General features: G+C 66.6%; 27 protein-coding genes. 8 read left to right on the plus strand and 19 right to left on the minus strand.

Going from position 1 to position 25904, the window contains the following annotated elements:
* Positions 1 to 72: 72 nt before the first annotated feature.
* Positions 73 to 1596, plus strand: coding sequence for a fumarate hydratase (locus ACYCAX_RS04995; RefSeq protein WP_054908611.1), 1524 nt, complete (start codon positions 73 to 75; stop codon positions 1594 to 1596).
* 249 nt (positions 1597 to 1845) lie between these two features.
* Here the strand turns inward: ACYCAX_RS04995 and ACYCAX_RS05000 are convergent, their stop codons facing one another.
* From ACYCAX_RS05000 to ACYCAX_RS05035, 8 genes are all read right to left on the minus strand, one after another.
* A complete protein-coding gene (locus ACYCAX_RS05000; RefSeq protein ID WP_015478792.1) occupies positions 1846 to 2148 on the minus strand; it encodes a ribbon-helix-helix domain-containing protein in 303 nt (100 codons plus the stop codon).
* A 32-nt stretch (positions 2149 to 2180) separates the two neighbouring features.
* Positions 2181 to 2762, minus strand: a complete 582-nt coding sequence (locus tag ACYCAX_RS05005; RefSeq protein ID WP_294975227.1) for a DJ-1/PfpI family protein — start codon at positions 2760 to 2762, stop codon at positions 2181 to 2183.
* 207 nt (positions 2763 to 2969) lie between these two features.
* Positions 2970 to 3548: a DUF2846 domain-containing protein gene (locus tag ACYCAX_RS05010; protein ID WP_015478794.1), complete on the minus strand. Its 579-nt coding sequence runs from the start codon at positions 3546 to 3548 to the stop codon at positions 2970 to 2972.
* 128 nt (positions 3549 to 3676) lie between these two features.
* Positions 3677 to 4264, minus strand: coding sequence for a GNAT family acetyltransferase (locus ACYCAX_RS05015; protein ID WP_294975296.1), 588 nt, complete (start codon positions 4262 to 4264; stop codon positions 3677 to 3679).
* Positions 4265 to 4467: 203 nt separating this feature from the next.
* The gene (locus ACYCAX_RS05020; protein ID WP_460247507.1) at positions 4468 to 5751 is read right to left on the minus strand and encodes an acyltransferase family protein; all 1284 of its coding nucleotides are present in this window, start codon (positions 5749 to 5751) and stop codon (positions 4468 to 4470) included.
* Positions 5752 to 5795: 44 nt separating this feature from the next.
* On the minus strand, positions 5796 to 6953 hold the full coding sequence (locus ACYCAX_RS05025; protein WP_015478797.1) for a phospholipase D-like domain-containing protein: 1158 nt from the start codon (positions 6951 to 6953) through the stop codon (positions 5796 to 5798).
* Positions 6950 to 7525 carry a YceI family protein gene (locus tag ACYCAX_RS05030; RefSeq protein ID WP_460247508.1) on the minus strand — a complete coding sequence of 192 codons (576 nt, stop codon included), beginning with the start codon at positions 7523 to 7525 and terminating at the stop codon, positions 6950 to 6952. The genes ACYCAX_RS05025 and ACYCAX_RS05030 overlap by 4 nt, the downstream gene beginning before the upstream one ends.
* A gap of 111 nt (positions 7526 to 7636) precedes the next feature.
* Entirely contained in the window at positions 7637 to 8542 is a 906-nt protein-coding gene (locus ACYCAX_RS05035) for a LysR family transcriptional regulator (RefSeq protein ID WP_294975215.1), read from the minus strand.
* 109 nt (positions 8543 to 8651) lie between these two features.
* Between ACYCAX_RS05035 and ACYCAX_RS05040 the strand changes: the two genes are divergently transcribed.
* A complete protein-coding gene (locus tag ACYCAX_RS05040; protein WP_460247509.1) occupies positions 8652 to 10151 on the plus strand; it encodes an MFS transporter in 1500 nt (499 codons plus the stop codon).
* A gap of 248 nt (positions 10152 to 10399) precedes the next feature.
* On the opposite strand, the gene ACYCAX_RS05045 is transcribed toward ACYCAX_RS05040, so the two are convergent.
* The 5 genes from ACYCAX_RS05045 to ACYCAX_RS05065 all read right to left on the minus strand — a co-directional run bounded on the left by ACYCAX_RS05045 (position 10400) and on the right by ACYCAX_RS05065 (position 14902).
* Positions 10400 to 10999 (minus strand): YceI family protein, encoded by a 600-nt coding sequence (locus tag ACYCAX_RS05045; RefSeq protein ID WP_041712177.1) that lies wholly within the window; start codon positions 10997 to 10999, stop codon positions 10400 to 10402.
* A gap of 315 nt (positions 11000 to 11314) precedes the next feature.
* A complete protein-coding gene (locus ACYCAX_RS05050) occupies positions 11315 to 11647 on the minus strand; it encodes a hypothetical protein (protein ID WP_015478802.1) in 333 nt (110 codons plus the stop codon).
* Entirely contained in the window at positions 11644 to 12774 is a 1131-nt protein-coding gene (locus ACYCAX_RS05055; protein ID WP_015478803.1) for a serine hydrolase domain-containing protein, read from the minus strand. Before ACYCAX_RS05055 ends, ACYCAX_RS05050 begins: the two co-directional genes overlap by 4 nt.
* Positions 12775 to 13116: 342 nt before the next feature.
* Positions 13117 to 13902, minus strand: a complete 786-nt coding sequence (locus ACYCAX_RS05060; RefSeq protein WP_015478804.1) for an oxygen-binding di-iron domain-containing protein — start codon at positions 13900 to 13902, stop codon at positions 13117 to 13119.
* Positions 13903 to 14005: 103 nt separating this feature from the next.
* Complete coding sequence (locus ACYCAX_RS05065) at positions 14006 to 14902, minus strand: acyl-CoA dehydrogenase (RefSeq protein ID WP_294980218.1); 897 nt, start codon at positions 14900 to 14902, stop codon at positions 14006 to 14008.
* A gap of 146 nt (positions 14903 to 15048) precedes the next feature.
* Between ACYCAX_RS05065 and olsB the strand changes: the two genes are divergently transcribed.
* Positions 15049 to 15804 carry an L-ornithine N(alpha)-acyltransferase gene (gene olsB / locus ACYCAX_RS05070; RefSeq protein WP_015478806.1) on the plus strand — a complete coding sequence of 252 codons (756 nt, stop codon included), beginning with the start codon at positions 15049 to 15051 and terminating at the stop codon, positions 15802 to 15804.
* Positions 15804 to 16571 (plus strand): lysophospholipid acyltransferase family protein, encoded by a 768-nt coding sequence (locus ACYCAX_RS05075; RefSeq protein ID WP_460247510.1) that lies wholly within the window; start codon positions 15804 to 15806, stop codon positions 16569 to 16571. Before olsB ends, ACYCAX_RS05075 begins: the two co-directional genes overlap by 1 nt.
* Positions 16572 to 16708: 137 nt before the next feature.
* Here the strand turns inward: ACYCAX_RS05075 and ACYCAX_RS05080 are convergent, their stop codons facing one another.
* Positions 16709 to 17572 carry a universal stress protein gene (locus tag ACYCAX_RS05080; RefSeq protein WP_460247511.1) on the minus strand — a complete coding sequence of 288 codons (864 nt, stop codon included), beginning with the start codon at positions 17570 to 17572 and terminating at the stop codon, positions 16709 to 16711.
* 78 nt (positions 17573 to 17650) lie between these two features.
* Positions 17651 to 18244 (minus strand): acyl carrier protein phosphodiesterase, encoded by a 594-nt coding sequence (locus tag ACYCAX_RS05085; protein ID WP_294980211.1) that lies wholly within the window; start codon positions 18242 to 18244, stop codon positions 17651 to 17653.
* 286 nt (positions 18245 to 18530) lie between these two features.
* Between ACYCAX_RS05085 and ACYCAX_RS05090 the strand changes: the two genes are divergently transcribed.
* From ACYCAX_RS05090 to ACYCAX_RS05100, 3 genes are read left to right on the plus strand one after another with little or no spacing between them, the layout of a single operon-like run.
* Positions 18531 to 18848, plus strand: a complete 318-nt coding sequence (locus ACYCAX_RS05090; RefSeq protein WP_015478810.1) for an ArsR/SmtB family transcription factor — start codon at positions 18531 to 18533, stop codon at positions 18846 to 18848.
* Between the two features lie 48 nt (positions 18849 to 18896).
* The gene (locus ACYCAX_RS05095; protein WP_460247512.1) at positions 18897 to 20060 is read left to right on the plus strand and encodes an MFS transporter; all 1164 of its coding nucleotides are present in this window, start codon (positions 18897 to 18899) and stop codon (positions 20058 to 20060) included.
* Positions 20061 to 20090: 30 nt separating this feature from the next.
* Positions 20091 to 21140 (plus strand): alkene reductase, encoded by a 1050-nt coding sequence (locus ACYCAX_RS05100; protein ID WP_460247513.1) that lies wholly within the window; start codon positions 20091 to 20093, stop codon positions 21138 to 21140.
* 256 nt (positions 21141 to 21396) lie between these two features.
* Here the strand turns inward: ACYCAX_RS05100 and ACYCAX_RS05105 are convergent, their stop codons facing one another.
* The 4 genes from ACYCAX_RS05105 to ACYCAX_RS05120 form a co-directional block, all read right to left on the minus strand.
* Positions 21397 to 21666, minus strand: a complete 270-nt coding sequence (locus tag ACYCAX_RS05105) for a FeoC-like transcriptional regulator (RefSeq protein WP_460247514.1) — start codon at positions 21664 to 21666, stop codon at positions 21397 to 21399.
* Positions 21666 to 23960, minus strand: a complete 2295-nt coding sequence (gene feoB / locus ACYCAX_RS05110) for a Fe(2+) transporter permease subunit FeoB (protein WP_460247515.1) — start codon at positions 23958 to 23960, stop codon at positions 21666 to 21668. Before feoB ends, ACYCAX_RS05105 begins: the two co-directional genes overlap by 1 nt.
* 6 nt (positions 23961 to 23966) lie before the next feature.
* A complete protein-coding gene (gene feoA / locus ACYCAX_RS05115; protein WP_015478815.1) occupies positions 23967 to 24194 on the minus strand; it encodes a ferrous iron transporter A in 228 nt (75 codons plus the stop codon).
* A 187-nt stretch (positions 24195 to 24381) separates the two neighbouring features.
* A complete protein-coding gene (locus tag ACYCAX_RS05120; RefSeq protein WP_460247516.1) occupies positions 24382 to 25209 on the minus strand; it encodes an ATPase in 828 nt (275 codons plus the stop codon).
* Between the two features lie 251 nt (positions 25210 to 25460).
* Here ACYCAX_RS05120 and ACYCAX_RS05125 point away from each other — a divergent pair, with 251 nt between their 5' ends.
* The gene (locus tag ACYCAX_RS05125) at positions 25461 to 25751 is read left to right on the plus strand and encodes a hypothetical protein (RefSeq protein WP_460247526.1); all 291 of its coding nucleotides are present in this window, start codon (positions 25461 to 25463) and stop codon (positions 25749 to 25751) included.
* Positions 25752 to 25904: the final 153 nt, after the last annotated feature.

A 25904-nucleotide genomic window follows, 5' to 3' on the forward strand; every position in this document is an offset into this window, starting at 1 on the left:
GAACCGTGCCGGCGTACTCCCGAAGTAACAGGCCTCGCGCCTGACTTTCCCGCCTGAAGAGGACCGTGCTCCATGGCCGTGATCAAGCAAGACGACCTGATCCAGAGCGTCGCCGATGCCCTGCAGTTCATCTCCTACTACCACCCGGTTGACTTCATCCAGGCCATGCATGAGGCCTACCTGCGCGAAGAATCGCCGGCTGCCCGGGACTCGATGGCGCAGATCCTGATCAACTCGCGCATGTGCGCCACCGGCCACCGCCCGATCTGCCAGGACACCGGTATCGTCACCGTATTCGTCCGCGTCGGCATGGACGTGAGCTGGGCCGGCGCCACCATGAGCGTCGACGACATGATCAACGAAGGCGTGCGTCGCGCCTACAACCTGCCGGAGAACGTCCTGCGCGCCTCCATCCTGGCCGACCCGGCCGGCGCGCGTAAGAACACCAAGGACAACACCCCGGCGGTGATCCACTACTCCATCGTCCCGGGCAACACCGTGGAAGTGGACGTCGCAGCCAAGGGCGGCGGCTCCGAGAACAAGTCGAAGATGGCCATGCTCAACCCGTCCGACTCCATCGTCGACTGGGTGCTGAAGACCGTTCCGACCATGGGCGCCGGCTGGTGCCCGCCGGGCATGCTCGGCATCGGCATCGGCGGTACCGCCGAGAAGGCCGCGGTGATGGCGAAGGAAGTCCTGATGGACGAGATCGACATCCACGAGCTGAAAGCCCGCGGCCCGCAGAACAAGATCGAGGAAATGCGCCTCGAGCTGTTCGAGAAGGTCAACCAGTTGGGCATCGGTGCCCAGGGCCTGGGCGGCCTGACCACCGTGCTCGACGTGAAGATCATGGACTACCCGACCCACGCCGCCTCGCTGCCGGTGTGCATGATCCCCAACTGCGCCGCCACCCGTCACGCGCACTTCGTGCTCGACGGCTCGGGCCCGGCCGAACTGGAAGCGCCGTCCCTGGACGCCTACCCGGAAATCGTCTGGGAAGCCGGCCCGTCCGCGCGCCGCGTCAACCTGGACAGCATCACCCCGGAAGAAGTGCAGAGCTGGAAGCCGGGCGAGACCATCCTGCTCAACGGCAAGATGCTCACCGGCCGCGACGCCGCGCACAAGCGCATGGTCGACATGCTGAACAAGGGCGAAGAGCTGCCGGTGGACCTCAAGGGTCGCTTCATCTACTACGTCGGCCCGGTCGATCCGGTCGGTGACGAAGTGGTTGGCCCGGCTGGCCCGACCACCGCGACCCGCATGGACAAGTTCACCCGCCAGATCCTCGAGCAGACCGGCCTGCTGGGCATGATCGGCAAGTCCGAGCGCGGCCCGATCGCCATCGAGGCGATCAAGGACAACAAGGCCGTCTACCTGATGGCCGTGGGCGGCGCCGCGTACCTGGTCGCCCAGGCGATCAAGAAGTCCAAGGTCCTGGCCTTCGCCGAACTGGGCATGGAAGCGATCTACGAGTTCGAAGTCAAAGACATGCCGGTGACCGTTGCGGTCGACACCAATGGCGAGTCGGTGCACATCACCGGCCCGGCCATCTGGCAGAAGAAGATCGCCGAGAACCTGGCGGTGGAAGTGCAGTGATCACTGCATGACCGCTCCCTGAAAAAGCCTGGCCAAGTGCCGGGCTTTTTCATGCGTGGAATTTTTGTGGCATCGACCTGTGGCTGGCCGATCGCGGATAAATCCGCTCCTACAACAGCCGGCAGCAACGGTGTTTCCCTGTAGGAGCGAGCTTGCTCGCGAACCGCACGGCGCTGGTGCCGCCGGAAACCTGTTCGCGAGCAAGGACTGGGCATCCCCCTCGGTCCTACGAAAAGCAGACCGCGTGCATCACGCGCTACGCGGTACCCGATTCAGCTCCACCACGTTGTCCCGTCGCTGAGCGAGGAAGCGTGTGCAGCTCACCCGCAGGAAGGACGCGAAGTTCACCACCTCCCCGCGGAAGTCCATCACCTCGTCGTAGAGCTTGGCGATCAGCTGGTTGGTGGTCATGCCGTCCACCTCGGCGATCTCGCGCAGGATGTCCCAGAACTGGTTCTCCAGGCGCAACGTGGTGACCACGCCACGGATGCGCAGCGAGCGCGAGCGCGACTCGTAGAGAATCGGGTCGGCCTTGACATAGAGTTCGCACATGAACGGCTGCTCCAGCTTCGATGTCGGCCAGTCTACAGGCTGATCCTGGTACCCAGCACCTCGAGGAACTTCGCCAGCCACGCCGGATGCGCCGGCCAGGCCGGGGCGGTGACCAGGTTGCCGTCGACATGGGCGGCGTCCACCGGGATGTCCACATACTCGCCGCCGGCCAGCGTCACTTCCGGGCCGCAGGCCGGGTAGGCGCTGCAGGCGCGGCCCTTGAGTACGCCGGCAGCAGCCAGCAGCTGGGCGCCGTGGCAGACGGCGGCGATGGGTTTCTTCGCGGCGTCGAAGGCCTTCACCAGCTCGATCACCCTGGCGTTCAGGCGCAGGTATTCCGGGGCGCGGCCGCCGGGGATCAGCAGCGCGTCGTAGTCTTCGGCGCGCACATCGGCGAAGTCGGCGTTGAGGGCGAAGTTGTGGCCGGGCTTCTCACTGTAGGTCTGGTCGCCTTCGAAATCGTGGATGGCGGTGCGGATGCTCTGGCCGGCCTTCTTGTCCGGGCAGACGGCGTGGACGGTGTGCCCGACCATCAGCAGTGCCTGGAATGGCACCATCGTTTCGTAGTCTTCGGCGTAGTCGCCGACCAGCATCAGGATCTTCTTCGCGGCCATCGTGGGCGTCTCCCGGCAGGGCCCGGCCGTGGTGGCCGGGCATGCGGGAGAGCTTAGCCAGTCGCGCGGGCAGCGGGTAATACGCCGCTACTACACCGCAACCGGGCTTGCTTTGCGACGTTTTTAGCACCGGGCACGAACGGCCCGGTAACCATAAAAACTCAAGGAGTTATGAGGTGAACTCATAACTCCGGACAGGATTTCCGCTCACAGGCCGATGCGTTCGAAGAAGCCCGGCTTGCGAACTTCCCGGCCGCTGGCGGCGATGCTCACCGGCTCCTGTACCTGACGCGTGGCGGGAATTTCCCGCGAACCGAGTTCGCTGCCCACCAGGTTCAGCGGGCCGGCCCCCTCCCCCGCGTTGTGCTGGAATTTGGGCGGCGTGTGGGTTTCGTCGTAGCGCAGGTAGTAGACCTCGCCCGCCTTGGCCTCCAGGCCGAAGCCGGAGATCAGGGTGAAGTCCAGGGTGCCGCCGGCGAAGAAGGTCCAGAAGCTGCCCAGGAGCGGACGGCGCATCTGCAACTGGTAGCTGCCCGGCGCGAAGGTCATGGCGAAATAGCCGTTGCTCGGCAGGCTGCCGATCAGCACGTTGTTGAGGAACAGCCCCGGCGCTTCCAGCTCCTCGTCGGACCACTGGTTCTGCGGTCGATAGATGTACACCGTCGCCTGCTGCGGATCGCCCGGCTGCGCGCTGAACATCGGGCCGTCGAGCGCGCCGAAGAACGCGCCGGGCGTACTGCAGCCGGCCAGCAGCAGGAGGAAGGCGCACAGAGCCAGTCGGAGCATGGAATGTCCCTCTTAGAGTTATGCCCGGAGCATAACTACCGCGCCCCGCCTTGCCACCCGTCGAAAGTCCGGGTCGAGCACTCGGAGTCGCCATGCTCCATGTCACCGGCCGGCGGCAATGCGGAGCATCAGCTCAGTTCCTTGAGCCAGAAGGACATGGGTTTGGCGCTTTCGAACGCCTCGCCGATGTCCCGCCAGTGGTACTCGGTGCGCAAGGCCGGGTGGGGAGTGAAACCGCGCTGCAACCAGAACTCGTCCGGTGTCCGGTAGCCGGCGGGGCGCGCCGGATGCGCCAGCGAGCGCTGCAGTGCGCAAAAGGCGCACCAGTCGAAGCGTTGCAGCCCACGCGCATAACGCTCGCGTTCGTCGAAGAAGCGCAGGTCCGGCTCGCCGCTGCGGTAGGCCGGTAGCAGGACCGACTCGCCGAAACAGAAAATGCGTTCGGGGTTCCAGCCCCGTTCGAGGAAGAGTCGCTGAACGTCTTCGGCCTCGTCCTGTAACGGCAGGCCGGTGGCGGCGCCGACCACCCGCCCCTCGTCGAGCACCAGCACGCACAGGCTCCAGGCCGAGCGTACGCAGGCATCGAGGTAATGGGTCTCGCTCTCGGGACTGCTGTCGTAGAGATAGGGGAACTCGCGGAACACGGTGATCCGCAGGCGCGCCAGATCATCGATGAAGGGGCGGATGGCCTCGCCACGGAGCAGGCGGAACTCGATGGGCATGGTGATCTTCGTCCGCGAAGGGCCGCAGCGGCGGCGCTGCGGAAAACCTAGCACGGGCAACGCAAGTTGGCAGAGTTGGCGAAGCCCGGCATGCCATCCGGTTCGCGAGCACGCTCGCTCCTGCGAACAGCGCGACCTGAACCTGCAGGGCCGAGGGAGACGCCCAGTCCTTGCTCGCGAACAGCCCGGACCGGGGATTACGACTCGGTAACCACCCGCCGCCGCGTGCTCGGCGGTGCGGGCAACAGGTGCCGCACCAGCCACTTGCGCACCGGCACCACGCAGCGCTCCTGCACCAGCACACAGCTGATCACCATGAACAGCAGGAACAGCGGGTACAGCCACAGCGACAGCGGCTGGCGGGTCGCCTCATCGACGCAGAAGGCCCAGTCGGCCAGGCAATCTCCCGGCGCGCGGATCAGCTTCTCGGTCCGCGAGAACAGGGTGAACAGCGGCACGTGCAGGGCGAACAACGACAGCGACGCCGCCCCCAGGCGCGGCGACCAGTGGCGAATCAGGCTGCTCTGTGGGTCCTTCGGCAACGCACACATCGCGACCAGCATCAGTTGCGCCGGCAGCAGCAGGCCGTTGTGCAGCAGGAAGTACCAGTACTTCGCGCCGTGGGTGTAGAGGTAATCGGCGACGAGGAAGCTCGTCAGCACGAAGCCGCCCATCGCCACCAGCATCCCACGCCCCGGCAGGCGGCCGGCGTCCTTGTATTCGCGGAACAGCCCATAGGCGAGGATACCGCCGAGGAATTCCGGCAGGCGTAGTAGCGGGTTGCGGTGCAGCAATCCGGTCCAGGGCATGCCGTACTGCTCACTGGCGACCACCAGCAGCGGCGGGATCAAGTAAAGAATCCACAGCGCCAGCAGCCAGCGCCACTTGTTCTGCACCCGCGCCAGGCGCGGAGAGACATAGGGGAAGCAGAGGTAGAAGAAGAACAGCGTCGACAGCGACCAGAGCGGCGCGTTGAAGGTCAGGTAATACGGGTTCCACGCCTGCATCATGGTGAGTTGCAGGATGCTGTTGAACAGCAGCTCGCGGTCGCTCATCCAGTGGTGGAAGAGTTGCGGCTGAAGCCGCCCGATCATCTCGTTGGTGTCATAGATGACGAAGCGCGGCGTGACCTGGTTCAGGTCCGGGCCTATCCCCAGCCCACTGACCGCCAGCAGCACGACGATGGTCAGCAGGATCGAGAAGATATGCAGCGGGTAGAGGTTGGACAGCCGCTTGGTGAAGAAGCTGCGCGGGCTCTCGCGCAGTTGCCCGTCGCTGACGTAGACGTGGCAGAGCAGGAACCCCGACAGCACGAAAAAGGTGCTGGTGGCGAAGAAGCCCAGGCTGGTCAGATCGTCGAGACCTGCGAACTTCTGCTCCGCCGGATAGCTGTGCAGGGTGTGGTAGACCACTACGTAAAGTCCCAGCAGGAAGCGCAGCCACTCCAGGCCGATGAAACGTTCCTTCTGACTCGTACTCAACACCGCTCTCCTCTTCGAAACATCGATTCGGGCGTTCCAGCGGTTCAGCGCCGGCGGTCGAGAAAATTCACCGCCAGCCGATCCAGGGAACCCCATAACCGTTCGCGCAGGCGCTTCCACCAGGGTCGGGCATGCCAGCAACCGAGGTCTATCTCGCGGCTTTGCTCGAAGTCCGCGCCCAGGCACTCGGCGACCGCCGCAGTGAACTGCGGATCGAACGCTTCTACATTGGCCTCCAGATTGAAGCGAAGGTTCCAATGATCGAAGTTGCAGGAGCCGACACTGGTCCAATCGTCGACCAGTACCATTTTCAGATGAAGGAATCGTGGCTGGTATTCGAAGATCCGCACCCCCGCGCGCAACAGGCGCGGGTAGTAGCGCTGGCCGGCGTAGCGCACCGGCGCGTGGTCGGTGAGCCGGCCGGTGAGCAGCAGGCGCACGTCGACCCCACGCAGGGCGGCCTTGCGCAGCGCGCGGCGGACCTTCCAGGTCGGCAGGAAATACGGCGTGGCCAGCCAGATACGCTGGTGCGCGCCACGCAGCGAACGGACCAGCGACTGCAGGATGTCGCGGTGCTGGCTGGCGTCGGCGTAGGCCACTCGCGCCATGCCCTGGCCGGCGCTGGGCAGCGGCGGCAGGCGGGTGAGCAGTACCTCCTCGCGGGGCTTCCAGGCGCGGACACCGAAGGTCGCCTGCCACTGGCGCTCGAACAAGCGCTGCCAGTCGGCGACGATGCTGCCGGCCATTTCCACCATCACCTCATGCCAGTCGCTGCGGTTGTCCCGCGCCGACCAGAACTCATCGGTGGCGCCAGTGCCACCGACATAGGCGATGCGCTCGTCCACCAGCAGCAGCTTGCGGTGATCGCGGTACAGGTTGCGCAGCCCGGCCTTCCAGCTCAACGGGTTGTACTGGCGCAGCTCGCCGCCCGCCTCCAGCAACTGGCGCGTCCAGGCGCTGGAGAGCTTCAGGCTGCCGAAGGCATCGAACAGGCAGCGCACCCGCACCCCGCGCGCCAGGGCGGCCAGCAGGCGATCCAGCAACGCCTCGGCGCAACTGCCGCTTTCGACCAGATAGAGCTCCAGTTCGACCTGGCGCTCGGCGCTGTCGATGGCGGCGAGCATGCGCGGGAAGAAGCGCTCGCCATCGCAGAGCAGGGCGAAGCGGTTGCCGCTTCGCCAGGGAAAGATCGGTCCGCTCACCGCGACGCGAAGATCAGCACGGCGCCCACCGGCACCGACAGGCCGATGCTCTTCAGCCCGGCCAGTTTGCGCAGTTGCGCCACGCCCGGTGCGAGGCCGAAGTCAGCGGCGTTGACCACCAGCGGCGAGAGGGTCACGACCTGGAAGCGATGTTCGTCCAGGCGGGTGATCAGCACGTCGGTGCGGTAGTCCTTGGCCCTGCCGTTCAGCTCCAGGCGCAGCGGCAGGCGCGTCTCCAGCTGCACACCGCTGGCCAGCTCGGTGATCGGGCGCAGGTCGATGCGCGAGGTGATGCGCGCCTCGGGGAATTTCCCGGTGTCGAACAGCTTGTCGCGCAGGCGTTCATCGCGCAGCGGAATGCCGGAGCTGACCGAGTCCATCTCGATGCGCAGCTCTACCTGCCCCTGTTCCTCCACCTTGCCGTGCATCACCAGGAAGCGGTTCACCTCGGCGATGTCGGCGTTCTTGGTGGTGACGAAGGTCAGCCGCGAGGACTCGTAGTCGAGGTACCAGGCAGCCTGGGCGGAAGCGGCGAAGCAGGCCGCGAAGAGGAAGGCGAACAGCGAGCGCATGAAATCCCTTACATGGAAAACGGATGGATCATCGGCCAACGATAGCGGCCCGCCGTCGGCTTGCAAACCGGCCGACTGGCGAGTCGTTGGGCAGGCGCCGGCGGCAATGGTTCAGTCGGCCAGCAGGTCGGGAATCCCGGCCACCAGCGCATCGATGGCGCAGCGGATCTTCGACGGCATGTAGCGGGTCTTCGGCCACACCGCATGGATCTCCAGCGGCGGCAGGTTGCAGCGGCCCTTCACCACCACCAGTTCGCCCAGCTTCACATGCCGCGCCAGCAGCCAGGACGGCAGGCGCGCCAGGCCGAAGCCGGCCACGGCGGCGGCGGTGATGGCCTGCAGGTCGTCCATGCTCAGTTGCGGGTCGATATCGATGCGCTGCACCCGGCCGTCATCCTCGCGCAGGTCCCAGGGCGAGGTGACGCCGGCGACGGAATAACTGATGGCCGCGTGGCCGGCGAGATCGTCCAGGCCTTCCGGCATGCCGTGCTCGGCGATGTACGACGGCGCCGCGCCGATGCTGGTGTACTGCACGCCCAGCCTGCGTGCGGCGAGCGTGGCGCTGTCGCCCAGCGGGCCGATGCGTACGGCGAGGTCGAAACCCTCCTCCACCAGGTCGACACGGCGGTCGGTGAACGACAGGTCGATCTTCAGCGACGGGTACTGTCGCGCCAGCGCCAGCATCAGCGGCACCACGCAGAGGTGGCCAAAGGAGATCGGTACGCTGACCCGCAGGCGCCCACGCGGCTCCATGCGTCCGCCTTCCAGCGCGGTGTGCGCGGCGTCCAGCTCGGCCAGCGCACGCACGCAGCTGTCGTAGAACACCTGGCCGTCGTCGGTGAGGTTCTGGCTGCGCGTGGTGCGTTGCAGCAGGCGTACGCCCAGGCGCGCCTCCAGCCGGGCGATGGCCTTGCCGACTGCCGAGCGCGTGAGGTTCAGGCGCTCCGCCGCCAGGGCGAAGCTGCCGGCATCCACCACCTGGACGAAGGTGGCGATACCATCGAGTCGGTCATCCATTTGCCTGCCCATTTGAATCCTTATGAGCCTCAATGATGGGACGAAATGGAGCCAATGGGGAACCTTGTTCTTTTTGACAATGGTGGCTCGCCCTACGGAGCCCACTCCCATGACTGCCCACCGCAATCCCAGAAACCTCATCGCCCTGGCGGCGGTGTGCCTGTCCTCGATGATGTTCGGCCTGGAAATCTCCAGCGTGCCGGCCAGCCTGCCGGCCCTGGAGCGCGTGCTGCACGGCGACTTCCAGGACCTGCAATGGGTGATGAACGCCTACACCATCGCCGTCACCAGCGTGCTGATGGCCGCCGGCACCCTGGCCGACCGCTTCGGCCGCAAGCGCCTGTTCGTCATCAGCCTGGCGCTGTTCGGCCTGACCTCGCTGCTCTGCGGGCTGGCGGGCGACATGCCGACCATGATCGCCGGGCGCTTCCTGCAGGGCGCCGCCGGCGGGGTCATGCTGATCTGCCAGGTGGCCGTGCTGACCAGTCAGTTCAGCGACCCGGCCGAGCGCGTGCGCGCCTTCGCCGCCTGGGGTGTGGTGTTCGGCATCGGCCTGGGCTTCGGGCCGATCGTCGGCAGCGCCATCGTCGCCCTGGCCAGCTGGCAGTGGGTGTTCCTGGTCCACGGGCCGCTCGCCCTGCTCACCCTGGCGCTGGCGCAATACGGCGCGGTGGAGTCGCGCGATCCGGACGCCGAGCGCCTGGACATCGGCGGTATGCTGACGCTGTCGCTGACAGTGCTCGGCACGGTGTTCTACATCACCCAGGGCGCCGACATGGGCTACGCCAGCCCGGCGGCGCTGGCAATCCTGCTGCTCAGCCTCGCGAGCCTGGCGGCCTTCGTCCTGATCGAGCGCCGCGTCGCCCACCCGATGTTCGACTTCTCGGTGCTGCGCATCCGCGCGTTCTCCGGCGCGATGTTCGCCTCGGCAGGGATGAACGTGAGCTTCTGGCCGCTGATGATCTACCTGCCGGTTTACTACCACGGCGTGCTCGGCTACGACGACGTGAAGGCCGGCTGGTCGCTGCTCGCCTACACCCTGCCGACGCTGGCGGTGCCGCCGCTCGCCGAGCGCCTGGCGCATCGCTTCCAGCCCGGCAGGGTGATCCCCGGCGGGATGTTCGTGATCGGCGCCGGCTTCTTCCTGATGCTCTGGGGCAGCAGCGTGGACCACGCCAGTTGGCTGACCCTGCTGCCGGGCTGCGTGCTGGCCGGCATCGGCCTGGGGCTGACCAACACCACGGTGACCAACACCTCCACAGCCGCCGTACCCGCCACCCGCGCCGGCATGGCCTCGGGCATCGACATGAGTGCGCGGATGATTTCCCTGGCGATCAACATCGCGGTGATGGGGTTGATCCTGCTCTGGGGCGTCGCCGCCGGACTGCCGGATGGGCAAGACGGCGAGCGCCTGCAACAGGCCGCCACCGTCGCCAGCGGGCGGCTCGGCGGCGTCGATCCCGCCGCTGCGCGCGCGGCACTGGTACAGGGCTTCGGCTGGGTACTCGGCTACGGCGGCATCAGCGCCTGGCTGTTCGCGGCGGGCAGTTTCCTGGTCTTCGGCGCGCGCCGAGCCACGGGGCGTAGACTGGAAGTCGCCCGGCCCTGAAACACAGGAGCATCGCCATGAAGACCGCCCTGCTGTTCGCACTCATCCTCACCGCCGCCAGCTGTGGCTTCGGCTTCCAGGTACAGCACCAGGCGCCCACGGTCGCGGCGTTTGCCGTTGGATTTCAGCCGTAGCGGCGCGCCTGGCTTTTGGAGGAGCGAACTTTGTCCGCGATCAGCCGGCAGGACCTGCGTTGGGTGGGTTCGCGGCCAATCGCGGACAAAGTCCGCTCCCACGAGAGCACCGCCTCACGGCGCCTGCTTGATCACCTGCCGGAAGCCCAACACCGCGAACACCGGAACCTCGGGAGTGATCGAGGGAACGTTGGCGATGGACTTGAGCGGCTCCAGTTTCTCTTCCAGGTCGAAGTCGATCAGCTTGAGCACCAGCGGCTCCAGCGTCGTCACTTCGATGCGCCCCTCGCTCGGCCGGCTGACCAGTACTTCGGACTTCAACCGGCGCTGCTGGCCGTGCAGGTCGAGGTTGAAGTCAATGGTTTCCGGCCGCGACTGGCCCACCTGCAGGTCGTCGTACAGGCTCAGGTCGAGCTGGCTGGTGATGGTCGCCTCCGGGTAACGCTCGACCTCGAAGAACGAATTGCGCATGCGCTCGTCGCGCAGCGCCAGGCCGCTGTCGATGGAGGCCAGCGGCACCACGAGGCGCACTGCGCCCTTGTCGTCGATCTGCCCGGAGAGTTGGTCGAAACGCTGCACCTCCGCCATCTTGCCGCGCTTGACCGAGACGAAGCTGATCCGCGAGGTGTCGCCGTCCAGTTGCCATTCGGCCAGGGCCAGGGGGCTGGCCAATACCAGCAATGCGCACACAGCTCCTGTTACAAAAGAATGCATTGGTCCTCCGAAGCGGGTCGCCCCGCTCCGTGGGACGCGCCCGTCAAAACGAGATTACGATCTCGCTAGCCAGAGCAGAACCAGGCGCAACGACCAACGGGAGTAACAGCCGAAGGCTGGTCCGAAGGGTGAGCGCCAGCGAATCAAACAGGCGAGGAAGCGCAATTTACAAGCCGTAAATGAGCATTACTCGCTTCGCTCGCCCCTCCGGGGCCGCACTGAAGTGCGTTAGCCGCAAGCGGCTTGCGAGCCGGTTTTTAACGCAGTTCTGCCGACGCATAGCAGATCGCAATCGCGTTCTCAGTGGTTGCCCGATCAGGGCAATTCATCCGCCTGGGGCATCAGTTGGCATCCCTCGCGCGCACCGAGCCAGGCGGCTGTCTGGGTACTGCCGAGGCCGCGGGCGGTCACCCGCTTGCGCGCTTCGTCGTCGAGCAAGGCGCTGATCGGCACGTACTGCTGGGTATAGGCCCGGCAATAGTCCGCTGAGTTCCCCATAACGTAACGGCAGGAGCAGTACTCCTTGGCGGTGTAGGCGCCGATGATGCCGGGGAAGGCGGCCAGGTGGATGCGGTTCTGCCAGGCCGTGGCGGCGAGCATGAGCAGCAGCAGGACCAGTGCGGTGAGGATCGGATGACGGCGGATCATGGCTGCACCTCCGACTGGGCGAAGGCCGCCTGGGCGAGTTTGAGGAAGGCGTCGTGCTGGTAGCTGCCGTCGCGGTCGTCGGCATAGCGCACGATCACCAGCTTCTGCCCGGGGATCACGTAGAGCGCCTGGCCCCAGTGGCCGAGGGCGGCGAAGGTGTCTTCCGGCGCGCTCGGCCAGGGCGACGGCGCGCCGGCCACCGCGCGGTTCAGCCACCATTGGCCGCCGGGCACCGCTTCGCCGGGCTTTTCCGCCTGCGGCTTGTAGTTGGGGAACGGCGCGAGGACGAACTGCATCCACGCCTGCGGCAGCAGCTGGCGCTCCTTCCAGCGGCCGCCGCGCTGCATCAGCAGGCCGATGCGGGCCATGTCGCGGGCGGTCATGTAGGCGTAGGAAGAGCCGACGAAGGTGCCGCTGGCATCGCGCTCCCACACCGCCGACTGGATACCCAGCGGCTGGAACAGCGCGGTCCAGGGGTAGTCCGCGTAATCCCGGGGACCGACCATCTGCCTGAGCGTCGCCGAGAGCACGTTGCTGTCGCCGCTGGAGTAGCGGAAGCGCTGCCCCGGAATCGCATCGAGCGGGAAATCGGCGGTGAACTTGGCCATGTCCTCGCGGCCACGGGTGTAGAGCATCGCCACCACCGAGGAGCGCACCGGGGCGTACTCGTAGTCTTCCTGCCAGGCCAGGCCCGAGGCCCAGTTGAGCAGGTGGCGCATGTTGATGTCGCGGTGCGCGGCGAAGGGCGCGTAATGACGGGCCACCGGATCGTCGAGCTGGAAGCGGCCTTCACCGAAGGCCACGCCGAGCACGCTGGCCATTACGCTCTTGCTCATCGACCAGGCCAGGTGCGGCGTCTGCGCCTGGGTCGGGCCGGCGTAGCGTTCGTAGATCAGTTGGCCGTCGCGGATCACCACCACGGCGTCGGTGCGCACGCCCTTGCGGGTCGCGTCGTCGCGGGTGGGGAACGCGTAGTTTTCGAATGCCTGGACAGCCGCGCCGCTGGGCATGGCGCCGTGGGGCCAGTCGGCTTCGGGCCAGGTGTCGGCGCCGAAGGCATGGCCGCCGAGCAGGCAACTGGCGAGCGCCAGGGCGCGCAGTATCGGCCTGTAGGAGAAGATGGGCATCGAGGGGCCTCTTGTTATCGGGTCGGTCCGCACCCTAGCACGGCGAAGATGACGAAATAAGCGCCGATCGTGCCGAGTTCAAGGACGATTGGCGCAATCGGTCAGGCCTTGTCCAGGCTCTCGCGAGCCTGGGCAGAACAAGGCGCAACGACCGGCGGGAGCAACGGCAGGAGGGTGAGCGCTGGCGAATCGAACCGGCCAGGAAGCGGAGTCTATGGGCTGTAAATGAGCACTACCCGCTTCGCTCGCGTCTCCGGGGCCGCACTGAAGTGCGTTGGCCGCAAGCGGCCGGCCCGCTTCCAGCACCGCTATACCGGCGCGCAGCCGCTCGTGGACAGGGTCTTAGCGCGGTACCTGATAGTCCTCCGGCCCCAGCAGATCCATGCCGCATTGCAGGTTCTCGATCCAGTAGAGGAAGGCGCTGATGGTCTCTTTGCCGACCAGGGGCCGGCCGTGCTGCGGCACGATCATCTCGACGTCCATGCCGCGCACCATCGAAGCCCACAGCCGGGTGACCTTGTTGGAGGCCATGTAGCGGCGGTGGAAGCCTTCCATATACGGCAGGTGGGCGGCGAAGTCCTGCACGGGGCTGGCGTCATCCACCAGGGAGGCGCCCATGTCGCCGGAGAAGAGGATCCTGCTGATCGGGTCGTAGATCTGGAAGTTGCCCACCGAGTGCAGGAAGTGCGCGGGGATCATCTTCAGCTGGCAGCGGCCCAGTTGCACCGACTCGCCGCGGTCGGGCAGCGGGATGACCCGGTCATAGGTGGAGATGCCGTGGCTGACCGCCAGGTAGCTGGCCGTCAGGTGCGGCAGGAAGCGCGCCCAGAGCTTGGAGCAGATGACCCTGGCGCGGGTGTGCAGCAGCCACTTGTCCAGCGCGGCGATGATGTCCGGGTCCTGGTGCGAGGCGAAGATGTAGTCCAGGTCCTGCAGCGGGAACAGCTTGGAGAGTTCCAGCGACAGCGGCGTATAGGTCAGGTCGCCGCCCGGATCGAGCAGCAGACGCTTGTCGTGGTCGACGATCAGGAACTGGTTGGACTGAACCCCATCGCCGCTCACCAGATCATCGAAACACAGGCACTGGTGTTTGCCGTCGTCGAACAGCACGATGGGTTCGCGTCGCATGGGGAGTTTCCTGTCGAGATTGGAAAACAGTGGGTAGTCGCGCGGAAATTTCTAGGTACAACCGCAGAAAAGGCGCAAAGGCTAACCACCCCTCCCCCCGTGCTCACTGACCTGGATCAAGTCCCAACGCCGTACGCGCCTTCTCCAGGCGCTTGGCCCGCGCCGCGCTGGCGATCGCCAGGACGCCACGGTCGCGCCTCCAGGCCGCCGCCAGGGCCGGGTCGGCCGTGGCGAACGCGGTCTCCAGCGCCGCCGACAGTCCCTCGAACTGGCTGAACACGCCGGCGAGCAGCAAGTGGGTTTCCACCTGGCTGGCCGGTTGCCGGCTCACTTCCGCGCAACCGGCCAGCACGCCGACCAGACGTAGCGTCAGTTCCGCCGGCCAGCGCAACGCATTGGCCAGGCCGTAGAGCCAGGCGCAGATCGCGGCCAGTACATGGGCGTCTTCCAGGGTGCGGAAGGGTTTGCTGTAGGTTTCCCAGCCATCGCCGGGCAGGCGTTCGCAATGGGCGCCGTCGAGCAGCAGGCGGGCGTGGGGAATGTCCGGCAGCAGCGGCAAGGCCGGCAGTGGCTCCAGCGAGGCGCCGGGCGTGCCGGCAAGCACCACGGTCATCGCCAGGCGCGGCGGCTCGCCGTCGTCTTCGTCGCGCGCCGCCACCAGCCACCAGGCCGCGCGGTCTGCGGCGGTGGCGAAGTCCTTGCGGCCGTGCAATGCCAGGCCGTCCAGGCGGGTCTGCAGGTCGGCCGGACGCACGCTCTTCTTCTCGGTCACGCACAGCGCCCCCAGGCTCAGCGGCGCCGCCGGCCAGAGCGCGCGCAGGGCGGCCTGGTAGCCGGCGAGGAAGGCCAACCCCGGCGTGGCCGCCAGGCGTCCGCCGAGCACCGCCAGTTCGAAGCTGCCGGCGTGGCCGGCGCGTTCGAGCAACTCGGCGTACCAGTCGTCCAGCGGGACTCCGGCGGGCAGTCGATCCTGCGGGCCGAGCAGGCATTTCCAGGGCATCGCGGCGCTCCTTCTTCAGGGCTTTCGTCGTTGTCATACAAGCATCACCGCACCGTCATGGGGGTGACACCGCTCATCCCTAGCCTGAGCTTGCACAACAAAGCCGACCGGCCGCAACCCGCATGGCCGGCTCACGGAGGCCTCGCATGAGTCAGATCGCCCTCTCCTGTGACACCCCGGCAGAACGCCGTCTCAAGGCCGTGCGTCTGCGCGGCGCCCGCGCCCTGCGCGAAGCCCAGGCCCTGCGTTACCGTGTGTTCAGCAGCGAGTTCGATGCCCGGCTCAAGGGCGCGGACCTGGGGCTGGACATGGACGACTACGACCGCCACTGCGCCCACATCGGCGTGCGCGATCTCAACACCGGCGCGCTGGTGGCCACCACCCGCCTGCTCGACCACCGCGCCGCGCAGCGCCTGGGTCGCTTCTACAGCGAAGAGGAATTCGCCCTCGACGGCCTGGACAACCTGCAGGGCCCGGTGCTGGAAATCGGCCGCACCTGCGTCGACCCGGACTACCGCAATGGCGGCACCATCGCCGTGCTCTGGAGCGAACTGGCCGAAGTGCTCAACGAAGGCGGCTACCGCTACCTGATGGGCTGCGCCAGCATCCCCATGCGCGACGGCGGCATCCAGGCCCGCGCGGTGATGCAGCGCTTGCGCGACCGCTACCTGTGCCGGCAGAACCTGCGCGCCGAGCCCAAGACGCCGCTACCGCCGCTGGAGCTGCCGGACAACCTCACCGCCGAACTGCCGCCGCTGCTCAAGGCCTACATGCGCCTGGGCGCGAAGATCTGCGGCGAGCCCTGCTGGGACCCGGACTTCGGCGTTGCCGACGTGTTCATCCTGCTCAAGCGTGACGAACTCTGCCCGCGCTACGCCCGCCACTTCAAGGCCGCGGTCTGATGCGCAGCCTGCGCGCCTGGCTGCGCGTCGCCCGCCTGCTGTCCTTATTGCTGGTGGGCCTCGCGCTGGCCGGCTTCGTCAGCCTGCTGGAGCGCCTGCCCGGCGACCGCATGCCCGTGCGCCAGCGCCTGACGCGCTGGTTCCTGGCGCGTCTGTCCGGCGCCCTGCCCTTCGAGTTGCAGGTGCACGGCGAGTTGCCCGCGCAGCCGATGCTGTGGATCTCCAACCATGTCTCCTGGGTCGATATTCCGCTGCTGGGCGGGCTGCTGCCGCTGACCTTCCTGTCCAAGGCGGAAGTACGCCGGTGGCCGGTGGCCGGCTGGCTGGCGGAGAAAGCCGGTACGCTGTTCATCCGCCGTGGCTCGGGCGACGCGCGGATGATCAATGCGCAGTTGGCCACGCACCTCTCGCGCGGCCGTTCGCTGCTGGTCTTCCCCGAAGGCACCACCACCGACGGCCAGGGCCTGCGCACCTTCCACGGTCGCCTGATGGCCAGCGCCATCGAAGCCGGCGTACCGGTGCAGCCGGTGGCGCTGCGCTACCGCCGCAACGGCCAGGCATGCGAGCTGGCGCCGTTCATTGGCGACGATGATCTGGTCAGCCACCTGAAGCGCCTGTTCGACAATGATCGGGGTGTGGTGGAAGTCCACCTGCTGCCGGCGCTGTCCAGCTCTCACCAGGACCGCAACCTGCTGGCCAGACAGGCGCACGCCGCAATCCACGCCGTGGTGTGTGACGTTCAAGCAGAGACGGCCATCGCGGCCTGAGAGAAGCAGAGAGAAAACGAGGAAGGGATTGGAGCCCGCCGTAACCGACGGCCGGCGGGTTCCTCCTCTGACGAAACGGCTTTCGAACTGCGCCGGACGGCACCCTCGAGCCGCCCGGCGAAGCCTGAAAACAGCCTCTAGGCGCCGGCCTCCGGCGGCACGACCAGGATGTCACAATCCAGCTCGCGCAGAGCGTAGTCGGCAACACTGCCGATCAGGGCACGCTTGACCCCACCCATACCCCGAGTGCCCATGACCAGCAGATCGGGCCGATGCTTGTCGACCATCCGCTGCAGCACGTTGCCCGGCAGCCCGACGGCCACCAGTTGTTCATCGATACGATTGTCCAACTGCTCGTCGCGCAGGAATTTCTTCAACTCGTCCACGGCCTGGCGCGTCTCGGTGCTGACGAACTCGTCGACCCGCTCCTCGCTGACCCCGGAGTACTGCATCATGCCCTTGGCCAGCGGGCTGAAGGCGTAGACCCCACGGCACACCGAGCCGTCGAGCAGGCCCAGCGCCGCCGCGACATTCACCGCGTTGGCCGAGGCATGGGAAATGTCCAGCGCCAGCAGCAGGTCGCGGTATTCACCGTTCGCCGGCTGGTTGACCACCAGGACCGGCAACTGGCCGGCGCGCAACACGCGCTCGACCGTGGTGCCGACGAAGATGTCACGCAGCACGCTCTTGCGATGGGCGCCCATCACCAGCAGTTCGGCATTCTGGCTCTTGGCCGCGGAGAGAATCCGCTGATTCGGATCGCCACGCTCGACCATCAGTGTCGGGCTGCTGCCACCCAGTTCGGTGAGCTCCACCAGGCGCGCCTCCAGCATCATCTTGACCTGGGTCGCCTCCTGTTCGACCAGCGCGGTCGGCTGGTCCTCGTCGACCACGTAAAGCACGGTCCAGGGGCAGGCGTAGCGCTTGGCGAGCGCCGCCGCGCGGTGTAAGGCCTTTTCCGAACGGCCAGACAGATCCGTTGCGACCATTAACGACTTCATCTTGCTGCTCCTCTCGTCGTCCTTCAGATGCATCTATTGCACACGCTCCGGTGCGCCAGACGGTTGACACATATCAAGTCAGCTCGGGACGTCCAGCGACTCCGGCAACGTTCGGACAAACGACTGCAGTTGCGGGTAGAACTCGCGGAAATCGGCGCTCAGCGGCAGGTACAGCCGCTCCAGTTCCTCCCAGGCGCCGTCCAGCAGGGCTGGACGCGAAAGCCGCCGGGACATCCCGAACACCACATCCTGCAGCACCTCGAACTGCCGATAACTGCCGAGCCAATCCTGCGCGGCCATGCGCGGTGCAATGTAGGCCAGACGCTCCGGCAAGCCGGGCGTGCGGCCCAGTACACCGTATACGCGTTGGGTGAAGCACTCCAGCGGCTCGTCGGAGAAGCGCGTCCAATCGCGGGCCAGGCAGTGGTCGAAAAACACGTCCAGAAGGACGCCCGCCATGCGTCGGCGCTCCTGCGGGAAGCGTGTCTTGGCAATGTGTATCAAAGGGTGACTATCGGTGAAGGCATCGATGCGCCGATGCACGCGGATGGCCGCCTCGATGTCGGAAGGCCACCGGCCGGCGAGCGGTCCCTTGACGAAGTCGCCGTAGAGGCTGCCGAGCAGCTGGGCGGGCCGGTCGCCACCCAAATGGAGATGCGCGAGATAGTTCATGACGGTGAGCTTAGCGCGGAACCATGACCAACCTGTAGGACCGAGGGGGACGCCCAGTCCTCGCTCGCGAACGTGCGCCGCTCCGCTGCCGAGAGGTTCGCGAGCAAGCTCGCTCCTACAAGAGCATGCCCCGGCGCGGTGGGAAATCATTGCGGACGGAGTCCTCCTACGGGAGCAACGTGCCCAGCTAATATCACCCTTGTCGATCATTACTATCGCCTAAAATAAACTCATATCGTTTTTAACCGATATATAGTTCGTCTCAACGCGATATACCGATGTGCCCATGACGGAACAAAACCCTCTCGATCTCGACGAAATCTTCAAGGCCCTGGCCCACCCGGTGCGGCGCGACATGCTGCACTGGCTCAAGGACCCGGAGAAATTCTTCGTCGAGCAGGAGCACCAATCCTTCGAGATCGGCGTCTGCGCCGGCAAGTTCGACCAGCGCACCGGTCTGTCGCAATCCACCGTCTCCGCGCATCTAGCCACCCTCCAGCGTGCGGGCCTGGTGACCAGTCGAAAAGTCGGCCAGTGGAACTTCTTCAAACGCAACGAAGAAACCATCCAGGCCTTTGTTCGCCACCTGAGCGAAGCGCTGTAACCGGCTACTGCCAGCCAAGACACATCCCACTTTTCCAGGAGCAGGCGCATGCCCACTTCGCTTCTCGTCCTCGCTTTGTCCGCGTTTGCCATCGGCACCACGGAATTCGTGATCATGGGCCTCTTGCCCGAGGTCGCGGGCGACCTCTCCGTGAGCATTCCCGCCGCTGGCTGGCTGGTCAGCGGCTATGCCTTCAGCGTTGCCATCGGCGCGCCGATCATGGCCCTGCTCACCGCCCGCCTGCCGCGCAAGACCGCGCTGCTGATGCTCATGGGCATCTTCATCCTCGGCAACCTGCTCTGTGCGGTGGCCGCCAACTACGGCCTGCTGATGCTGGCGCGGATCATCACCGCCTTGTGTCACGGCGCCTTCTTCGGCATCGGTTCGGTGGTCGCCGCCAGCCTGGTGCCGGCCAACCGCAAGGCGTCCGCCGTGGCGCTGATGTTCACCGGTCTGACCCTGGCCAACGTGCTCGGCGTACCGGCTGGCACCGCGCTGGGCCAGATCGCCGGCTGGCGCTCGCCGTTCTGGGTGGTGACCCTGATCGGCGTGTTCGCGCTGATCGGCCTGTGGAGCGTGCTGCCGAAGAAGCACGATGAAGAAACGGTGGACATGCGCAAGGAAGTCGCCGCGCTGCGCAACGGCCCGCTGTGGCTGGCGCTGGGCACCACCGTGCTGTTCTCCGCTGCGGTCTTCGCCCTGTTCACCTACGTCGCACCGCTGCTGGGCGAAGTCACCCAGGTCTCGCCGCGCGGCATCACCTGGAGCCTGGTGCTGATCGGCCTCGGCCTGACCCTGGGCAACATCCTCGGCGGCCGCCTCGCCGACTGGCGCCTGGGCACCACCCTGGCCGGCGTGTTCGCCGTCATGGCCGTCGTCTCCACCCTGCTCAGTTGGACCAGCGCCTCGCTGATCCCGGCCGAGATCACCCTGTTCATCTGGGCCGCCGCCGCCTTCGCCGCGGTGCCCGCCCTGCAGGTCAACGTGGTGCGCGTCGGCGGCGCCGCACCGAACCTCGTCGCCACCCTGAACATCGGCGCCTTCAACGTCGGCAACGCCATCGGCGCCTGGGTCGGCGGCAGCGTCATCGACCACGGCCTGGGCCTGACCCGCGTGCCGCTGGCCGGCGCCGTGCTCTCCGTGCTGGCGCTGATCGCGGTGATGATCGCCTTCAGCGGCAAGCCCAACCAGACGCAACCCGTCCTCGATTGAACCTCCACCCTCACGCCCCGGAGTAATGCAATGACCACGCTTTTCGATCCCATCGTCATCGGTGACCTGGAACTGCCCAACCGCATCATCATGGCCCCGCTGACCCGCTGCCGTGCCGACGAGGGCCGCGTGCCCAACGCGCTGATGGCCGAGTATTACACCCAGCGCGCCGACGCCGGCCTGATCCTCAGCGAGGCCACCTCGGTGACCCCGATGGGCGTGGGCTATCCGGACACCCCCGGCATCTGGTCGGACGACCAGGTGCGTGGCTGGAGCAACATCACCAAGGCCGTACATGCCAATGGCGGTCGTATCTTCCTGCAACTGTGGCACGTGGGCCGCATCTCCGACCCGCTGTACCTGAACGGTGAAACCCCGGTGGCGCCGAGTGCGCTCAAGCCCGCCGGCCATGTCAGCCTGGTGCGCCCGCTCAAGGAATTCGTCACCCCGCGCGCCCTGGAAACCGAAGAGCTCGCCGACATCGTCGAGGCCTATCGTCAGGGTGCCGAGAACGCCAAGGCCGCCGGTTTTGACGGCGTGGAAATCCACGGCGCCAACGGCTACCTGCTCGACCAGTTCCTGCAGAGCAGCACCAACCAGCGCACCGACCAGTACGGCGGCTCCATCGAGAACCGCGCGCGCCTGCTGCTGGAAGTCACCGACGCCGCCATCGAAGTATGGGGTGCCGGACGCGTCGGCGTGCACCTGTCGCCGCGCATGGACATCCACGACATGGGCGACACCGACCCGCTGGCCACCTTCGGCTACGTGGCCCGCGAACTGGGCAAGCGTGGCGTGGCGTTCATCTGCACCCGCGAGAAGGCCGCCGACGACAGCATCGGCCCGAAACTGAAGGAAATCTTCGGCGGCGTGTACATCGCCAACGAGAGCTTCACCCAGGAAACCGCCACCCAGTGGCTGGAGAGCGGCAAGGCGGATGCAGTCGCCTTCGGCGTTCCCTTCATCGCCAACCCGGACCTGGTGACCCGCCTGGAAAAAGGCGCCGCCTGGAACGAGCCGCACCCGGAGACCTTCTACGCCAAGGGCCCGGTCGGCTACCTGGACTACCCACGCCTGTAAGGGCTGGGGCCGAAGGACGCCGTCAATCGAAGGCGTCCTTTCGTTTTCCAGAGGCACACGCCCCACCTGTAGGAGCGAGCTTGCTCGCGAACCTCTCGGAGTCGGAGCCGGGCCTGTTCGCGAGCAAGCTCGCTCCTACGAAAAGCCGCTGGGCTCGATACCGGAGCAGCTCCAGGGCGCATGCAGCGATACCCATCAATCCGTGACATCGACAGCATGGGTATCGCCCAGGCTCCACCCATCCTGCGATCCGGGCTCAGTTGGTGATCCAGCGCAAGGGCGTGGTGCCGTTGCGACCAGCCAACCGATATCCCGGCGTCGCACACCGCGTCGCTTCCGCGCACCCCTTGCAACTCCCGCAGGCCGCCGGCTCGGGCGCGATCTTCTCCACCACACCCATCGCCAGCAGCCGCTCCAGCAGCGCTTCGAGCAGCGCCTTCGACGCCCCGAGGCGTTGTGCCAGGGTCGGCACATCCGCCTCGCCCATCTCGCCGAGCAGGTTGCGCACCGCGATTGCCGTAGCCATCAGTGGCAGCTCCCCGCCGGCGCCGCGCGCAGCTCGCGCTCGCCATCCAGGTCCAGCCCGCGACGACCGACCCAGCGCAGGAGCAGGAACAGCACCAGGTTGAACGCCAGCACCACGCCGATGGCCACCGCGCTGTACCGCGGATGCTCGGCGAAGCTGAAGACCTGGTAGCAGAGGGTCGCCAGCGAATACGCCACGTTCAGGCCCCAGAACACCGCGAAGGTCATCCAGCCTCGACCGCTCTCGCGGGTCAGCGCACCGAGGGTCGCCACGCAGGGCACGTAGAGCAGCACGAACACCAGGTAGCTGTAGGCGGCCAGCGGACTGCCGAACTTGGCGGCGAAGGTACCCATCGAGCCTTCCTCCATCTCGCCATCGGCCATGCTCGCGGCGACCGGGTTGGCCAGCACGCTGAGGCTGAAGGAATCGCGCAGACCGTCGAGGGTGTCCTGCCCGGCCTGTTTCAGTTGGCCCCAGAGGTCGTAGCCGTCGGCATCGAAGGCTTCGCCCTGGATGTGCTCGGCGGTGTACAGGGTGTTCAGGGTGCCCACCACCACTTCCTTGGCCAGCGCGCCGGTGACCAGGCCGACGGTGGCCTGCCAGTTGTCCGGGTGCACGCCCATCGGCGCCAGCAGCGGCGTGACCTTGTGGCTGAGGCTGGACAGCGCCGAGTCGGCGATGTCGCCCTGCACCGGACGACCGTCGAGCGTGACGCTGTTGAGGCCGCCGATCACCAGGCTGACCAGGATGATCACGGTCCCCGCGCGAACCACGAAGGCGCGCAGGCGCATCCAGGTCTGCAGCAGCAGGCTGCGCAGGTGCGGCACGTGGTACAGCGGCAGTTCCATGACGAAGGGCGAGGCCTCGCCGCGCATCAGCGTGTGCTTGAGCAGCAGGCCAGTGAGCACCGCCACGACTATGCCCAGCAGGTACAGCGAGAAGATCGCCAGCGCGCCGTTCTGGCCGAAGAAGGCCGCGGCGAACACGGCGAAGATCGCCAGCCGCGCACCGCAGGACATGAACGGCGCCATCATCGAGGTCATCAGGCGCTCGCGCGGGTTGTCCAGGGTGCGGGTGCCCATGATCGACGGCACGTTGCAGCCGAAGCCGACGATCAGCGGCACGAAGGACTTGCCCGGCAGGCCGAGGGCCTGCATCAGGCGGTCCATGACGAAGGCGGCGCGGGCCATGTAGCCGGAGTCTTCGAGCAGCGCGAGGAACAGATACATCAGGCCGATCTGCGGGATCAGCGGCAGCACCGCGTTGATGCCGCCGCCCAGGCCCTGGGCCAGCAGCGCGGTCAGCCAGTCCGGCGCACCGCTGCGGGCGCCCAGCCACTGGATGCCGTCGATGAAGAGTGCCGAGGAGCCCTGGTCGAAGATCGGCTGCAACGCGCCGCCCAGAGTGATCGCGAAGAAGAACATCAGGTACATCACCAGGAGGAACACCGGGATGCCCAGCCAGCGGTTCAGCGCAATGCGGTCGAGCACCTGGGTCAGGCGGTGCGGCGTGGCCTCGCGGTGGTTGCTGGCACGCTCACAGAGTTTGCCGATCAGCCGGTAGCGCGCGTCCACCAGCAGCAGCTCCGGGTCTTCGCCGCAGGCGCAGCGGATCGCATCGCGGGCGGCCAGCAGGCGCTGCGGGTCGAGCTTGAGCTGACGAGCGCTGTGCAGGTCGCCCTCCAGCGCCAGCAGCGCCATCCAGGCCTGGGCCGGCGGCGCGTCGGCGGGCAGCAGTTGGGTGACGGCGTCGCGCAGCGAGGCGGGATACGGCACCTGCAGCGGTTGCTGGGTGCCCAGGCCATCGATGGCCTCCTTCAGCGCGTCGATGCCTTCGCCACGGGTCGAGACCAGTGGCACCACCGGGCAACCCAGCTCCCGCGCCAACGCCTCGCGGTCGATGTTCAGACCCTGGGTGCGGGCGATGTCGAGCATGTTCAGCGCGACCACGCAGGGCAGCCCCATTTCGCGCAACTGCACGGTGAGGTAGAGGTTGCGTTCCAGGTTGGTGGCGTCCACCACGTTGACCAGCACGTCCACCTCGCCATCGACGATGCAACGCCGGGCGATCTGCTCGTCCAGCGAGGCCTGGGTCGACAGCGTGGTCAGCGAGTAGGTGCCGGGCAGGTCCACCAGGCGCACGTTGTGGCGCGCGGTGCGGAAGCTGCCCTCCTTGCGCTCCACGGTGACGCCAGCCCAGTTACCGACCCGCTGGCGGGCGCCGGTAAGCTGGTTGAACAGGGTGGTCTTGCCCGCGTTGGGATTGCCGATCAGGCCGATGCGCAGTTCGTCCATGACGGCTCAGTCCTGCGGGGTCAGTTGGAGGAAGGCCAGATCGCGGCGACGCAGCACCAGGCTGCACTGGCGGGTATCCACCTGCACCGGATCGCCCAGCGGCGCCACGCGGCGCACCTGCAATTCGGCTCCCGGCAGCAGCCCCATCGAAAAGAGCCGCTGGCGGAAGGCGGCACCGATCCCGGGCCGGTAACCGGCGATGCGGTACCGGCGTTGCGCTTGAAGATCGTGCATGGGAAGCCTCCGGGCGAATGATCCAAACAGAAGAGAATCGGAATGACTCTCATTTGTTAGCGATTATTCGCCTCGAAACCGACCCTGAAACTGATTCAAGACAAGAATTGCCGTCAGTACCCCCAAAGAGGGATGGCCAAGAAAAAGCCCCCGGTCCTTTCGGAGCGGGGGCTTTCCCTGCGGCGGATCAGCGGGCGCTGAGCTGCTGCTGGAGGTTCTGCACCTGCTGCTGCAGGGTATTGATGTTGCGCATCACCTGGATGCGGAAGACATCGAACTCCTTGGTGTCGCCCTGGCGGCCGTCCACCTCGGAGCGCAGCACCAGCAGGTCGTCCTGAATGCTCTTGATCGCCTGGCTCTGGTTACCCTGCTTCTTCAGGTTGGCGATCTCGGTGTTCAGCCCCTGGATCTGCTGGTTGGCGGCGGCGAGGTCAGCCTGCACGTTCTTGAACCTGGCCTGCTCGTCGGCAATCGCCTTGAGCTTGCCGTCGAGTTGCGCCATCAGCAGCGCGGCGCTGTCCTGCTGGGACTTGAGGTCGGCGCTGACCTGCGCCAGGCGCTTGCCCTGCGCGCCATCGAACTCCGACAGGGACGTCTGCTGCGCCTTGGCCTGCTCGGCCAGGCGGCTCTGCAATTGCTTGACCTGCAGCTTCAGCGCCTCGCGGTCGCTGGTACCGCTGGATTCGTTGGCGACGAACTTGCCACGGATATCGTCGAGGCGACCGGCGGCTTCCTCGCTGATCTTGGCGAAGCTCTCCTGGGTGGCGATCAGTTGCTGCTCCATCAGCAACAGTTGCTGGTGGCTCCACCAGGCCACGCCGCCCAGGGCGATGGCCATTGCCGCGACCAGCGCCCACAGCGGCCCGGTGCTGCCGCCGCGCTTCACCGGCTGGGGCAGCGGACGGCCGCTGGGCTCGACTACGCGACGCGGGTGATGACCGAACTCGTCGCGGTCGGAAGCATCGGTAGAAAGGCTGGGCACATCATCAAATTCGTCGAACGTGTCGTTACGCATGGAGTGAACCTGTGGGGATAAAGCGGCGTGTTGCCTGCGCAAGGCGCAGTATATCCGTTCAAGCGAAGGCGTGAGCAGCGTGCCATCACGGAGCGCGACGCACCTCGTCGGCGCACAGAAGACCCCGCCACGAGCGGTGCAGTTCCCCCGCGCCCCGCGCCGGCCAGCCTTGCGACATCGTGGCACGGCGCTTGCTCCGCCACAGGCACGTGGCGCCCTGTTGGCGCCCATCGCGGGGAGGACCTCGGGTGATCGAGTTCAACAAGGCCATCCTGGATTGCATGCGCGAACTGCGCCGCCGTCTGCGTGAAGAACAGGCACTGGAGATCCAGTACCAGCAGAGCGACGCCATCGAGCGCATGCTGCGTGCCTGCGCCGACTCAGCGTGCGAAGAAACGCGCCAGCTGGGCGAGCGCCTGAGCGAACTGAGCGGCGTAAAGCTGCCCGGCGTGGTGCAGGAGCCGAGCTTCCTGCCAATGCAGGGCAGTGGCGACCGGCACTACTCCGGGCCACTGCGTGGCGGTGCCCGCCCCTCGCGCTGACGCCTCTCTTGCAGGAGCGAGCTTGCTCGCGAACAGCCCGAACTTCGGTGCCGTGCGGTTCGCGAGCAAGCTCGCTTGTATGGCGTAGGGTAGGAGCCTGTCGGGGGTGGAGGGACAAAGCTCGCTTCTGCAAGTAGAGACGGTAGGAGACTT

The sequence above is a fragment of the Pseudomonas sp. MT3 genome (assembly GCF_054720805.1).